Annotated in this window: 12 protein-coding genes; 10 read left to right on the top strand and 2 right to left on the bottom strand. The window is 66.8% G+C overall.

The window, feature by feature from the left end; genetic code table 11:
- The first annotated feature begins 3 nt into the window (after positions 1-3).
- From ASC92_RS23370 to ASC92_RS23360, 3 genes are all read left to right on the top strand, one after another.
- Entirely contained in the window at positions 4-924 is a 921-nt protein-coding gene (locus ASC92_RS23370) for a lytic transglycosylase domain-containing protein (RefSeq protein ID WP_056520534.1), read from the top strand.
- Between the two features lie 73 nt (positions 925-997).
- Positions 998-3,400: a DNA topoisomerase IV subunit A gene (gene parC, locus ASC92_RS23365; RefSeq protein WP_056520531.1), complete on the top strand. Its 2,403-nt coding sequence runs from the start codon at positions 998-1,000 to the stop codon at positions 3,398-3,400.
- Positions 3,400-3,591, top strand: coding sequence for a hypothetical protein (locus tag ASC92_RS23360; protein ID WP_056520529.1), 192 nt, complete (start codon positions 3,400-3,402; stop codon positions 3,589-3,591). The genes parC and ASC92_RS23360 overlap by 1 nt, the downstream gene beginning before the upstream one ends.
- A gap of 7 nt (positions 3,592-3,598) precedes the next feature.
- Here ASC92_RS23360 and ASC92_RS23355 read toward each other — a convergent pair whose 3' ends face one another.
- Positions 3,599-4,720: an MBL fold metallo-hydrolase gene (locus tag ASC92_RS23355; protein WP_056520527.1), complete on the bottom strand. Its 1,122-nt coding sequence runs from the start codon at positions 4,718-4,720 to the stop codon at positions 3,599-3,601.
- Positions 4,721-5,177: 457 nt separating this feature from the next.
- On the opposite strand from ASC92_RS23355, the gene ASC92_RS23350 reads away from it, so the two are divergent.
- Together ASC92_RS23350 and ASC92_RS23345 are read left to right on the top strand one after the other, a co-directional pair.
- On the top strand, positions 5,178-6,770 hold the full coding sequence (locus tag ASC92_RS23350; RefSeq protein WP_056520525.1) for an esterase/lipase family protein: 1,593 nt from the start codon (positions 5,178-5,180) through the stop codon (positions 6,768-6,770).
- A gap of 22 nt (positions 6,771-6,792) precedes the next feature.
- Positions 6,793-7,323, top strand: coding sequence for a cysteine hydrolase family protein (locus ASC92_RS23345; protein WP_056520523.1), 531 nt, complete (start codon positions 6,793-6,795; stop codon positions 7,321-7,323).
- On the opposite strand, the gene ASC92_RS23340 is transcribed toward ASC92_RS23345, so the two are convergent.
- Positions 7,324-9,030: a hypothetical protein gene (locus ASC92_RS23340; protein ID WP_056520521.1), complete on the bottom strand. Its 1,707-nt coding sequence runs from the start codon at positions 9,028-9,030 to the stop codon at positions 7,324-7,326. It lies immediately after the preceding gene.
- A gap of 141 nt (positions 9,031-9,171) precedes the next feature.
- On the opposite strand from ASC92_RS23340, the gene ASC92_RS23335 reads away from it, so the two are divergent.
- The 5 genes from ASC92_RS23335 to ASC92_RS23315 are packed head-to-tail and all read left to right on the top strand — an operon-like array spanning position 9,172 to position 12,903.
- Entirely contained in the window at positions 9,172-9,843 is a 672-nt protein-coding gene (locus ASC92_RS23335; RefSeq protein WP_056520960.1) for an amino acid ABC transporter permease, read from the top strand.
- A 24-nt stretch (positions 9,844-9,867) separates the two neighbouring features.
- Positions 9,868-10,521, top strand: a complete 654-nt coding sequence (locus ASC92_RS23330) for an amino acid ABC transporter permease (protein WP_056520519.1) — start codon at positions 9,868-9,870, stop codon at positions 10,519-10,521.
- Positions 10,522-10,576: 55 nt separating this feature from the next.
- Positions 10,577-11,374: a transporter substrate-binding domain-containing protein gene (locus ASC92_RS23325; RefSeq protein WP_056520518.1), complete on the top strand. Its 798-nt coding sequence runs from the start codon at positions 10,577-10,579 to the stop codon at positions 11,372-11,374.
- Between the two features lie 29 nt (positions 11,375-11,403).
- Positions 11,404-12,159 carry an amino acid ABC transporter ATP-binding protein gene (locus ASC92_RS23320; protein WP_056520516.1) on the top strand — a complete coding sequence of 252 codons (756 nt, stop codon included), beginning with the start codon at positions 11,404-11,406 and terminating at the stop codon, positions 12,157-12,159.
- Positions 12,160-12,903, top strand: coding sequence for a sugar phosphate isomerase/epimerase family protein (locus tag ASC92_RS23315; protein WP_056520513.1), 744 nt, complete (start codon positions 12,160-12,162; stop codon positions 12,901-12,903).

The raw sequence follows: 12,903 nt of genomic DNA, 5'->3' as shown, positions 1-12,903 counted from the left end.
CGCATGCCAGCTTTCAAGCGTTCGTTGTTGCTTTCGGCCTTCCTGCTGTGCACGCAGCAGGGGCTGGCGCACGCCGCTGACATCTACGGCTACGTCGACAGCAATGGCGTCGCGCATTTCGCTGCCGAGAAGGTCGACGAGCGCTACCAGGTCTTTTTCCGTGGCGGCCAGAGCTTCGACACGGCGCAGGGCCTTTCTCCGCTGGGCCGCGGCGCCCGCAGGCTCGACGGCAAGGTGCCGGCCGCGTCGCAATCGCTGCTGGCCATGTTCGAGGCCTCGCCCGGCTACAAGACCGCCAAGTCCGCACTGCGCGACGCATCGAACAAGCACGACATCGACTACGAACTGCTCCAGGCGCTGGTCGCGACCGAGTCGGGTTTCGATGCGCAGGCCGTCTCGCCCAAGGGCGCCATGGGTCTCATGCAGCTGATGCCCGCGACGGCGCAGCGCTATGGCGTGGCTGCCGACAAGCGCGCGACCATCGAGAAGAAGCTGTTCGATCCGCGCATCAACATCGCGGCCGGCTCGCGCTACCTGCGTGACCTGATCGCGATGTTCCCGGGCCAGATCGAGCTTGCGCTGGCCGCCTACAACGCCGGCGAAGGCGCGGTGCAGCGCGCGGGCAACAAGATCCCGAACTACAAGGAAACGCAGAACTACGTGCAGACCGTGCTGCAGCTGTATGCGTACCTGAAGCCTTCGGCCGTGACGGTGGGCGGCAACCTTCGAGGCGGCAGCGGCAGTGGCAAGACGCCGGGGCGCATCCGCATGGAAATGGCGGTGCCCAAGGGCGGCGCGATCGGCCGCGGCAACATGCCCTCCGAATCGCCGCGCAGCGCGCCGACGATGCCCGAACTGCCCGACGTGCCGACCGGCGCGGCCGAGCCGGGCGCCACGACCGCGCCGCCGCCCCCGCTGTCCTGACTTCCGGGGACTGCCAAGTACCGTCGAAGCTCCGTCCTCGCGACCACAAACTGTTTTTCTTTCCCTCTCATTCATGGACGACTCCCAACCTCCGCTCGATCTCCAGGGTCCCACCGACGGCGACACGACCCTGACCCTCGCCGACTACGCCCAGACCGCCTACCTCGAATACGCGCTCAGCGTGGTCAAGGGCCGCGCGCTGCCCGATGTGTCCGACGGGCAGAAGCCGGTGCAGCGGCGCATCCTGTATTCGATGTCGCGCATGGGCCTGGGCTTCGGCGGCACCAACGGCACCGTGGGTGCCAAGCCCGTGAAGAGTGCGCGCGTGGTCGGCGACGTGCTTGGCCGCTTCCATCCGCACAGCGACCAGGCCGCGTACGACGCGCTGGTGCGCATGGCGCAAGATTTTTCGCAGCGCTATCCGCTGGTCGATGGCCAGGGCAACTTCGGCAGCCGCGACGGCGACGGCGCCGCGGCCATGCGCTACACCGAAGCGCGCCTGGCGCGCATCACCAGCCTGCTGCTCGACGAGATCGATGAAGGCACGGTCGACTTCATTCCCAACTACGACGGCAGCACCGAAGAGCCGCGCCTGCTGCCCGCGCGGCTGCCGTTCACGCTGCTCAATGGCGCCAGCGGCATCGCGGTCGGCCTGGCCACCGAGATCCCTAGCCACAACCTGCGCGAGATCGCCGACGCCTGCGTGGCGCTGATCAAGTCGAACGGGAAGCTCAGCGAAGAAGAACTCTTTGCCATCGTGCCCGGCCCCGACTACCCGGGCGGCGCGCAGATCATCAGCAGCGCGAGCGACATCGCCGATGCCTACCGCACCGGCCGCGGCTCGCTCAAGGTGCGCGCGCGCTGGAAGATCGAAGACCTCGCGCGCGGCCAGTGGCAGCTCGTGGTCAACGAACTGCCGCCGGGCGTGAGCACGCAGAAGGTGCTCGAAGAGATCGAGGAAATCACCAACCCGAAGGTCAAGACCGGCAAGAAGGCGCTGAGCGCCGACCAGACGCAGCTGAAGGCCGCGATGCTGTCGGTGCTCGACGTGGTGCGCGACGAGTCCAGCAAGGACGCGGCCGTGCGCCTCGTGTTCGAGCCCAAGACCTCGCGCATCAGCCAGGACGAGTTCATCACCACGCTGCTCGCGCAGACCTCGCTCGAGACCTCGTCGCCGATCAACCTCACGATGGTCGGCATCGACGGCAAGCCCACGCAGAAGTCGCTGCGCCAGATGCTCAACGAGTGGATCGCGTTCCGCGAGGTCACCGTCGAAAAGCGCTCGCGCCACCGGCTCAACAAGGTGCTGGAGCGCATCCACATCCTCGAAGGCCGGCAGCTGGTGCTGCTGAACATCGACGAGGTGATTGCGATCATCCGCGCGGCGGAAGATCCGAAGGCGGCGCTCATTGCGCGTTTCAACCTCAGCGAACGGCAGGCCGAGGACATCCTTGAAATCCGCCTGCGCCAACTTGCGCGGCTCGAAGCCATCAAGATCGAGCAGGAGCTCTCGGGCCTGCGCGACGAGCAGAAGAGGCTCGAAGACATTCTCGGCAGCCCGACCGCATTGCGCCGCCTGCTCGTGAAGGAAATAGAGGCCGACGCCAAGACCTTCGAGGACGCGCGCCGCACGCTCATCCAGGCCGAGAAGCGCGCCGTGGCCGAAGTGAAGGTGGTCGACGAGCCCGTGACCGTGATCGTCTCGCAGAAGGGCTGGGTCCGCGCGCAGAAGGGCTGGGCGAGCGAGAAGGCTGCCGGCAACGGAGAGAAGGGCGCAGCGCCCGAATACAGCTTCAAGTCCGGCGACGCGCTCTACGGTGCCTTCGAATGCCGCAGCGTCGACACGCTGCTGGTCTTCGGCAGTGCCAAGGACAAGAGCGTGCGCGTCTACACCGTGCCCGTGGCCTCGCTGCCTGGCGCGCGCGGCGACGGCCAGCCCGTCACCACGCTCATCGAGCTCGATGCCGGCACGCACGTCACGCATTTCTTCGCCGGCCCGGTGGGCGCCAGCGTGCTGCTGGCCAACACCGGCGGCTACGGCTTCATCGCCACGGTCGAGAACATGATGTCGCGCCAGCGCGGCGGCAAGGCCTTCATCGACGTGGGCGAGGGCGAGCAGCTGTGCCGTCCGTCGCTGGTGGGCGGCGCGAGCGGCGCCGAGCCGATGCCTGCCGCCACGCACGTGGCCTGCGCCTCGACCGGCGGTCGCATCCTGACCTTCGACATCTCCGAGCTCAAGAGCCTGCCGAAGGGCGGTCGCGGCCTCACGCTGATCGACCTCGAGGCCAAGGACACCCTGGCCGGCGCCGCGGCCTACACGCGCAGCGTGAAGATCGAGGGCATCGGCCGCGGCGGCAAGGAGCGCGATGAAACGCTGGAAATCCGCACGCTCAACAACGCCCGCGGCAGCCGTGCACGCAAGGGCAAGGCGGCCGACCTCGGCTTCAAGCCGTCGAGCATCGTGCGGGTGCAGTGATGGGCGGCATCGACATCAGCGTCATCGGCATCTTCATTGCCGTGGTTACGGGCCTCGGCAGCTACGTGCTGGGCCGCCGCATGCGCGAGAAGCGGGCGGCAAAGAAGCGCGAGAAGGACCGCATCGCTTCGCAGGCGAACGAGACGCGGCAGGTGCGGCGGGCGCGCGAGCGCCGCGAAAGCGGCAAGTAGCCCGCGGCTAGCGCAGGCCCTGCCACCAGCGCGCATTGGTCCGTGCCTGTCCCACCGTCACCACCTCCCCGATCACCGGCGTCGCCAGCTCGATCTTCTTTGCCTCCGCCAGGTCCGCGATGCGGTCCAGCGGGTCATGCCAAGTGTGGAAGGAAAGGTCGAAGGTGCTGTTGTGCACCGAGAAGAACACCTTGCCGCGCAGGTCCTCGAAGGCCTGCACGCTTTGCTCGGGCGTCATGTGCACGGCGGGCCACATGCTGTCGTAGGCGCCGTTTTCCATCAGCGCGATGTCGAAGCCGCCGAAGCGTTCGCCGATCTGCTTGAAGCCGGGGAAGTAGCCCGAGTCCCCGCTGTAGAACAGGCGCTGGTCGCCACTCTGCACCACCCATGAGGCCCATAGCGTGCGGTCGCGGTCGCCCAGCGTGCGGCCCGAGAAATGCTGCGCAGGCGTTGCGGTGAGCTTCACGCCGTCGTGTTCGCCGGTTTGCCACCAGTCGAGCTCGCTCACGCGCTCGGCTGGCACGCCCATCACCACGAGCCGCGCGCGGACGCCGAGCGGCACGAAGTAGTGCTGCACGCTCTTCGAGAGGTATTCGATGGTCGCCACGTCGAGGTGGTCGTAGTGGTCGTGCGAAAGGATCACACCCTCTATCGGCGGCAGCTGTTCGAGCGCGATCGGCGGCTGGTGAAAGCGCTTCGGCCCGGCCCACTGCACCGGCGATGCACGGTCGCTGAACACCGGGTCGATCAGCCAGTACTTGCCGCGCAGCTTCAGCAGATGCGACGAGTGGCCGAGGCGCACCACGTGGTTGGCCTTGGTGTCGAGCGCATCGAGCGCGCTGCGGTCCAGCGCCTGCACGGGGATCGCATCGATCGGCACGGTGTCGACCTTGCTGCCCACGATGAAGCGCGACCAGATGCGCCATGCGCTGGCCTGGGCCGGCAGGTCGGGGTTGGCCATGTTGTGGAAGCCGCCGTCGCGGAATTGCGGCGAGTTGTCGTAGCGCGTTTCGCCACTGCCGGCGGCGCCGCATCCCGCCACGAACGCGCAGCCTGCGGCCGCCAATGCGGTGCCGCGGCGCAGCAGCTGAGGCAGGTAGGAGCCCTGCGAGCTTGAATCGTCAGCCATGGGAGTGCCTTCTGGATTGTGTTTGTCGGATGGCGCGAGACTAGCGACGATGCGCGTTTCAATGGTTTCAGCCGTAGAAACATTTGGGGAACGGGGGTAATTGACGCTCTTGTTCGGGGTGCGTGCACAGGCCACCGGGTACTCCCCTCCGCGAATGTCCCCCGCTTCGCTCCTCCTTTATTTCGCTGCGGGGAGTACCCGGTGTCCTGTGCACAGGGCACGCTGCTGGTGTACCGCTGATCAACGACTGCTCTGAAAACGCTCACGCCGATGGGGTGCCTTGCGCAGCGAAATAAAGGAGGAGCGAAGCGGGGGACATTCGCGGAGCAAGGCACCCCGTCGGCGTGAGCGCGCCCCGAAACAACGAACAGTCCTATGCCATGCGCGATATGGCGCCCCCCATCGCCCCTCGGCAAACTGAAAGTCTTCATCGACCCAAGGAACGAGTGGCAGACCCATGAGCAGCAATCGCTATCCCATCATCTACGTGCGCGGCTACGCCATGACAGAGGCGGAGCGCGACGACACCGCCGCCGATCCGTTCTGCGGTTTCAACATCGGCTCTACCGTGTATCGCGCCACCGTCAAGAAGGAAGCACCGGCGCAGAAGTTCGTCTTCGAGTCGCCCATGGTGCGGCTGCTGGCCGACTTCCAGTACCAGAGCGTCTACCAGAACGGCCTGGACATCCTCGACCCCGACTGGAAGCCCTCGCCCGACGAGAGCGGCAAGGACGTCGACGGCATTCCGTCGGCCTCGGTCATCATCTACCGCTACTACGACTCGGGCTCCGAACTGCTCGGCGACGGCCGGGCCAGGAACATCAAGGTGTACGCGCAAGGCCTGAGCCAGTTGATCCTGCGAGTGCGCGACCTCGTGGCGCTGCGCGAAGGGCCCGGCTCCTCGCCTGCTGATTTCCGCTGCTACCTCGTCGCGCACTCGATGGGCGGGCTGGTGGTGCGCGCCTTCCTGCAGAACCCCGAGCTCGGCGACGCGGCCGCGCGCGCGTGCGTCGACAAGGTGTTCACCTATGCCACGCCGCACAACGGCATCGACATGGGCGGCATCAACGTGCCGGCCTGGCTCACCGCGAACGAGATGAACACCTTCAACCGCGAGAAGATGTCGGAGTTCCTGGCCACGCCGCCGGTCGATGGCCGCATGGACTGGTTGCCGGCCGCGGCCTTTCCGGCCGAGCGCTTCTTCTGCATGGTCGGCACCAACCGCGGCGACTACGAAAGCGCCAAGGGCCTGTCGCGCATGTTCGCGGGCCACGGCAGCGACGGGCTGGTGCGCATCGAGAACGCCTCGCTCTGGTCCTCCGATGCGGCGGGCAAGACGCAGCCGGTGGCCACCGCCTACACCTACCGCTCGCACTCGGGCTTTTTCGGCATCGTCAATTCCGAAGAGGCCTACCAGAACCTCGTGCGCTTCCTGTTCGGCGACGTGCGGGTCGACCTCTGGTTCGACGTCGAGGGCGTCACGTTGCCGCCCGACCTGCCCAAGGGCGCCGACGTCGATGCGCTCTACCAAGTCGAGCTGCTCGCCGCACCGCGCGGCAAGCGCTGGTACCTGAGCCGGCGCGTGGCCGAGGAAGACTCACCCGCCTGCCGCACGCACAAGGAACTGACCGACCCGGCCAAGGCGGATCGCCGGTCGATCTACCTTTCCACCGTGTTCCTCGCCAACAGGGCTCGCGTGAAGCAGGACCGCCCGACGCTGGCCTATGCCATGACGCTGGGCGTGCGCGTGCCCGACTACCAGGTCAACAACAAGTTCTGGCTCGACGGCCACTACGAAGGCAGCTCGCTGTTCCGCGACACGCTGGTCATCGAGATCGCGCCGCCTGCGGCCGGCGATCCGGCGCAGAACTGGAACGTCAAGTACGGCTGGCAGACCGACACGGCAGGGCAGGCCTCGCTGCCGATGAGCCCGAAGCAGCTGGCCGGCGGCAAGCTGCAGTTCATGGTGCCGCTGTCGAGCCTTGGCGCCGCACCGGCGGCGCCCGGCATCAGCGGGAAAGTACGGCTCGAAGTGAGTGCCTGGGACTGAGGGGAGCGGCTACGATGGACGCATGAACACTGCCGTCCTCGTCATCGACGTCCAACGTGGCCTTTGCGACGAACCGCCGCGCCCCCATGAGGCCGAGGAGGTGATGCAGCGCATCAACGCGCTCACCGAACGCGCCCGCGCGGCCGGCGTGCCCGTGGCCTTCATCCAGCACGAGAACGCCATCGACCTGGAGTTCGACTCCGAGCGCTGGCAACTCGCCGGCGCGCTGAACACCGATTCGCGCGACGCCCGAATCCGCAAGACCACGCCCGACTCCTTCCTGCGCACGCCGCTCGAAGCCTGGCTGTCGGAGCATGGCGTCGAGCGCGTGGTGGTCTGCGGCTATTCGTCGGAGTTCTGCGTCGACACCACCGTGCGCCGTGCCGCCGCACTGGGCTACCACGTGGTGCTCGCGGCCGATGCCCACACTTCGCACGACAAGCCGCACGCCACGGGCGCGCAGATTCGCGCGCACCACAACGCCACGCTGTCGGACATCACGAGCTTCGGGGTGCCGATCGGCGCGGTGGACAGCGCCGACATCGCGTTCTGATCAGTCGGCGCCGGGCCGCCACACCCGCGCCAGCGCGGCCATCTTCCCCTTGAAGCCAAGCCTGTCGTTCGACAGCGCGTCGATGAAGTCCGACAGCCGCTGCGATTTCACCATCGTGTAGATCGTGAGCCAGGTCGTCGCGACGAACACCACGCCGAACCACAGCGCCTTGCGCCACAGCGGCGCGTCGGCCTCGGCCAGCAGGTTCATGCCGAGGAAGCCGGTGGTGATGGTGCCGATCAGGCCGAACAGCGTGACCACCGTGAGGCGCACCACGGTGCTGGCTTGCCGGCGCAGGCTGTCGGCGTCGAGATATGTGTTCATGTCGGCGATGCGCGCCTTGACCTCGTCGTAGAGCGGGTCGAGCCCGAGGTGCGTGGCGCACATGTGCGACAGCGCGCGCACCTGCGCCTGTTCCGAGATCTCGTGGAACCAGTAGCGGTGCGTGAAGCGCAGGAAGCGCTCGAAGCTCGCGCGGATCGCGCGCTTGAACTGCTTCACGCTCGGCGTGCTGCGGATGTCGAGCCGCTTGAGCGCCTCCACCAGCTGGTCGGAGAACATCAGCAGCGAGGCCTTCTGGAAATGCGCGATGAGGAACAGCAGGAAGTGCTGGTGCCTGAACTGCGCGAGCACGCCGCGGTCGCGACAGCAGAAGAACTCGGAGTGCGCATCGCCCACCACGATGAGGGCGTGGCCGTTGCACAGGTAGCGCGTGTTGGGTGCTGCGCCGGCGTTGACCCAGAAGCGGTCGTAGCAGTACTTGTGCTCGAAGTCGGCGAGGTGGTGGTCGGCGTAGGGCAGGTGCGCGTCGGTGGTGCCCGCGCCGGTAACGAGGGCGAGCCGCACGAAGTCGTCGCGCGTGAGGCGGCGCGGATCGTCCATCGACAGGTAGGCCATGACGGGCATGCGGTAGTACTCGATCTGCCGGTAGCGCAGCACGCCGGGGTCTTCCGAATGATCGCTCACCAGCGGCTGCATCAGGTAGGCCCAGTGCGCGGCGATGCGCGGCGCGCGGTGCTGCGCCACGTGCGAGAGAAAGCTCTCGCGCTGCTGCGCATCGGAGCTCGCGAGCACGCGGCCGTCGGCACCCAGCCATTCGACGCTCGCCATGCAATGCAACGCCGAACCATCGGGTTCCCAGCCGGAGGGGTAGGCACGGCCGAAGCGGTAGAGGATCTCCTGGGCCTGCGCGAGGCTCAGGTGGTCGGCCCCGACCTCGAGGTTCACCATGACCACGTCGATGTCGAAGAAGAAGTAGAGGTCGCAATGCACCACGTCGAGCGTGACGGGCGCGTCGCCCGCGCGGGCCACCATGCGCACCGACGCGATGTCGTGGCGGCGGAAGATGCGCATCGGCGAATCGCCGTCGTTGCCGGAGGCCGGGCCGTCGCCGCTGCCGTTCCGCGAGCGGCCCTCGCCGTAGAGAAAGCGCTGCACGTACGGCAGGAAACTCACGAACTCGTTGTAGTGCCGCTCGTGGAAGCGGCTGCTGTCGCCGGTGTATTCGTCGACTTCTTCGCGCCATGGCGAGGCATCGCCCATCTCGCGCAGCACCTGCCATGGGCCGTGCTGCGAGGGCTTGGCGTCGGGTGCAGGCACCAGCCGCAAGGGCCAGAGCAGGGCCTGGCGGAAATGCTGCACGACGGGAGCGCCGGGAGCGGGCGAACTCGCCTCGGTGGACAGGGTGGCCGCGGGTGGGTTCAGCATCGCTCAGTGTAGGCAGAAGGCGAGACAAAACGGCCACCTAGGGGAATCCCTAGGCAATCGTGAAACCGGTTTCAGATAAGCTGCAAGCATTGCTTTCGAGGCATGCACGCGCCACGCGCGCACCTTCCGGGTTCGCCCTTCATGAACTACCAGTTTCAATTCGACGCCGTCTTCGCCGCCTGGCCGTTGCTGCTCAAGGGCACGTGGATCACGGTCCAGCTTTCGCTCGTAGCCACGGTGCTCGGCCTCGTGGTCGCCATCTTCTGCGCCTGGGGCAAGACCTCGGGGCCGGGCTGGCTGCGCTTCATCGTCAATGCCTACATCGAGGTGATCCGCAACACGCCGTTCCTCGTGCAGCTGTTCTTTTTCTTCTTCGCGCTGCCGGCCATCGGGCTGCGCTGGTCGCCGCAGACGGCCGCGCTGGTGGCGATGGTGGTAAACCTCGGCGCCTATGCGACCGAGATCATCCGCGCGGGCATCGAGTCGATTCCCAAGGGGCAGATCGAGGCGGGCAGGGCGCTCAACCTCAAGCCCTGGGAAATCTTCCGCTTCGTCATCATCAAGCCCGCGCTGAAGGCCATCTACCCGGCGCTCACGAGCCAGTTCATCCTGCTGATGCTGAGCTCGGCCGTGGTGTCGGTCATCTCGGCCGACGACCTGACTTCGGTGGCCGCCAACCTGCAGTCGCAGACCTTCCGCAGCTTCGAGATCTACATCGTCGTGGCTGCGATCTACCTCGCGCTGGCGCTGGCCTTCTCGGCGATGTTCAAGCTGATCTACAGGCGAACGCTCAACTACCCGGACCGCCGGTAGGAAACGACGGACGGAGACAACACCATGCGCACCTTCGGCTTCCCCGAATTCCTTTTCATCCTCGAAGCGGCCAAGTGGACGCTTGCGCTGTCGGCCATCGCCTTCGTGGGCGGCGCGATCCTGGGGCTCATCGTCGCGTTGATGCGCACGTCGCAGTCGACGTGGGCGCGCGGCGTATCGACCACTTTCATCCAGATCTTCCAGGGCACGCCGCTGCTGCTGCAGCTGTTCCTGGTGTTCTTCGGCGCGCCGGTGCTGGGGCTGGACATCAATCCGTGGGTGGCTGCCGGTGTCGCGCTCATCCTGAACAGCGCCGCTTTCCTCGGCGAGATCTGGCGCGGCTGCATCGAAGCCATTCCGCGCGGCCAGTGGGAAGCCGCCGAGGCGCTGAGCCTCAAGTACAGCGCACGCATGCGCGACGTGGTGCTGCCGCAGGCGCTGAAGATTGCACTGGCGCCCACGGTGGGCTACGTGGTGCAGATCATCAAGGGGACGTCGCTCGCGGCCATCATCGGTTTTGTCGAAGTCACGCGCGCCGGGCAGATCGTCAACAACGCCACCTTCCAGCCGCTCATCGTGTTCTCGGTGGTGGCGGCCATCTACTTCGCGATCTGCTGGCCGCTGTCGCTGCTGGCCGCGCGCATGGAGCGCCGCCGCGCCCGGGCGCTTGCCCGCTGACCCCTTCCGCTTTCTCTTTCTCGTCGCTTCCTTTCTTTATTCAGGAGACACACCCATGACCCGTATCACCACACGCCGTGCCGCGCTCGCCGCGCTGGGCCTCGGCGCCGCCCTCACCGTGTTCGCACCCTTCGCCTCGGCACAGTCGGTGGCCGACATCAAGAAGAAGGGCGAGATCACCATCGGCATGCTGGTCGACTTCCCGCCTTACGGCACCACCGACGCGAAGAACCAGCCCGACGGCTACGACGCCGACGTGGCCAAGCTGCTTGCGAAGGACTGGGGCGTCAAGGCCAACATCGTGCCGGTCACGGGCCCCAACCGCATCCCGTTCCTGCTGACCAACAAGGTCGACCTGCTGGTCGCCTCGCTGGCCATCACGCCCGAACGTTCGAAGCAGGTGCAGTTCTCACAGCCTTACGCGGCCGCGACCATCGTGCTGTATGGCGCGACCAAGACCTCCATCAAGGCGGCAGGCGACCTGAAGGGCCTGCGCGTGGGCGTGGCCCGCGCCTCGACGCAGGACGTTGCCGTGACCAAGGCCGCGCCCGAAGGCACCGAAATCCGCCGCTTCGACGACGACGCCTCGGCCATGCAGGCGCTGATCTCGGGCCAGGTCGATGCCATCGGCTGCTCGGTGACCGTGGCGGCGCAGATCGCCAAGCGCGTGCCCGCCGGCACCTACGAAAACAAGTTCACGCTGGTGCAGCAATCGATGGGCATCGCGATGCGTCCGGGCCAGGAAGAACTGCACAAGGCGGTGAATGACTTCGTGCAGAAGAACACCGCCAACGGCGAGCTGAACAAGCTCTATCAAAAGTGGCTGCAGGCCGATCTGCCCAAGATGCAGTGAACAACCCCCGAGGCTGAAGGAATCCTGGCATGACGACGGAATCGATCATCCGCATGGAAGCGGTCAACAAGTGGTACGGTGAATTCCAGGTGTTGACCGGCATCGACCTGTCGGTGCGCCAGGGCGAGCGCATCGTGATCTGCGGGCCGTCGGGCTCGGGCAAGTCCACGCTCATCCGCTGCATCAACCGGCTCGAGACGGTGCAGAAGGGCCGCATCGTGGTCGACGGCATCGACCTCACGGCCGGCGGCAAGAACGTGGATGCCGTGCGTGCCGAAGTCGGCATGGTGTTCCAGCAGTTCAACCTGTTCCCGCACCTCACCATCCTCGAGAACTGCACGCTCGCGCCGATGCGCTCGCGCGGCATGACGAAGGCGCAAGCCGAAGAGGTGGCCATGAAGTACCTCACGCGCGTGCGCATTCCCGAGCAGGCCGGCAAGTACCCTAGCCAGCTCTCCGGCGGCCAGCAGCAGCGCGTGGCGATCGCGCGCGCGCTGTGCATGGCGCCCAAGATCATGCTGTTCGACGAGCCCACTTCCGCGCTCGACCCAGAGATGGTCAAGGAAGTGCTCGACACCATGATCGGCCTCGCCGAAGACGGCATGACCATGCTTTGCGTGACCCACGAGATGGGCTTTGCCCGCAGCGTGGCCGACCGCGTGATCTTCATGGCCGAAGGAAAGATCGTCGAACAAGCGCCACCGGAAGAGTTCTTCGGCAACCCCAAGGACGAGCGCACGCGCCAGTTCCTCGGCCAGATCCTCAGCTCCCACCAAGCCCACTGAATGTCCTTTTCCGTTCTGATTTCTCTGTCGTCCTTCGGTGCGGCCGAGGTGGGGCGGCATGGCCAGCTCTGGTGCTCGCAGCTGGCGTTGGCGGCTGGCGCCGATTCGGTGGAAGTGCGCGGCGAAATGCTGCGCGACGCCGAGGCCGAACTGCCCGCGCTGAACGGGCCCGCTTCCGTGTACTCCAGCCCCGAGGGCCTGTGGGCCCAGGGTGGCTGGCTCGACAGCGCTGCGCTCAAGCGCGGCATCGCCGCGGCCACGCGCGTGGGTGCCAGGCGGCTCAAGATGTCCATCGGCGACTTCCAGGCCTCCTCGCACGGCTCGCTCTGGGGCCTGAAGGTGGAACTGGCCGAAACCCGCGTCGAACTGCTCATCGAGAACGACCAGACCGTGCGCGCCGGCACGCTGCCCGCGCTGCAGACCTTCTTCGACGTGGCCGACCGCGCCGGCGTGCCGCTCGGCATGACCTTCGACATGGGCAACTGGCACTGGCTCGGTGAATGCCCGCTGCAGGCGGCGCAGGCGCTGAGCCACCGCGTGCGCTACGTGCATTGCAAGGGCGTGCAGCGCCTGCCGCACAAGTGGGTGGCGGTGCCGCTGGGCGAATCGGCCGCGCCGTGGCGCGCGGTGCTGCGTGCATTGCCGGCTGACGTTCCGCATGCCATCGAATACCCTCTTGCAGGCGACGACCTGCTGGCCGTTACCCGCGCGCAGATCGATTTCATCCGCGCCGCGCGCACGTAG

It is taken from the genome of Variovorax sp. Root411, from assembly GCF_001425205.1.
Taxonomy (GTDB): Bacteria; Pseudomonadota; Gammaproteobacteria; order Burkholderiales; family Burkholderiaceae_C; genus Variovorax.
Note: the sequence above shows the minus strand (reverse complement) of the source record. Positions and strands in the feature narration are given on the sequence as shown.

What these genes read in the sequence shown, in the direction of transcription:
- ASC92_RS23335 (WP_056520960.1), top strand. Translation starts at nt 9,172, where the DNA reads ATGAACTACCAGTTTCAATTCGACGCCGTCTTCGCCGCCTGGCCGTTG.
- ASC92_RS23360 (WP_056520529.1), top strand. Translation starts at nt 3,400, where the DNA reads ATGGGCGGCATCGACATCAGCGTCATCGGCATCTTCATTGCCGTGGTT.
- ASC92_RS23325 (WP_056520518.1), top strand. Translation starts at nt 10,577, where the DNA reads ATGACCCGTATCACCACACGCCGTGCCGCGCTCGCCGCGCTGGGCCTC.
- parC (WP_056520531.1), top strand. Translation starts at nt 998, where the DNA reads ATGGACGACTCCCAACCTCCGCTCGATCTCCAGGGTCCCACCGACGGC.
- ASC92_RS23315 (WP_056520513.1), top strand. Translation starts at nt 12,160, where the DNA reads ATGTCCTTTTCCGTTCTGATTTCTCTGTCGTCCTTCGGTGCGGCCGAG.
- ASC92_RS23370 (WP_056520534.1), top strand. Translation starts at nt 4, where the DNA reads ATGCCAGCTTTCAAGCGTTCGTTGTTGCTTTCGGCCTTCCTGCTGTGC.
- ASC92_RS23320 (WP_056520516.1), top strand. Translation starts at nt 11,404, where the DNA reads ATGACGACGGAATCGATCATCCGCATGGAAGCGGTCAACAAGTGGTAC.
- ASC92_RS23340 (WP_056520521.1), bottom strand. Translation starts at nt 9,030, where the DNA reads ATGCTGAACCCACCCGCGGCCACCCTGTCCACCGAGGCGAGTTCGCCC.
- ASC92_RS23330 (WP_056520519.1), top strand. Translation starts at nt 9,868, where the DNA reads ATGCGCACCTTCGGCTTCCCCGAATTCCTTTTCATCCTCGAAGCGGCC.
- ASC92_RS23350 (WP_056520525.1), top strand. Translation starts at nt 5,178, where the DNA reads ATGAGCAGCAATCGCTATCCCATCATCTACGTGCGCGGCTACGCCATG.
- ASC92_RS23355 (WP_056520527.1), bottom strand. Translation starts at nt 4,720, where the DNA reads ATGGCTGACGATTCAAGCTCGCAGGGCTCCTACCTGCCTCAGCTGCTG.
- ASC92_RS23345 (WP_056520523.1), top strand. Translation starts at nt 6,793, where the DNA reads ATGAACACTGCCGTCCTCGTCATCGACGTCCAACGTGGCCTTTGCGAC.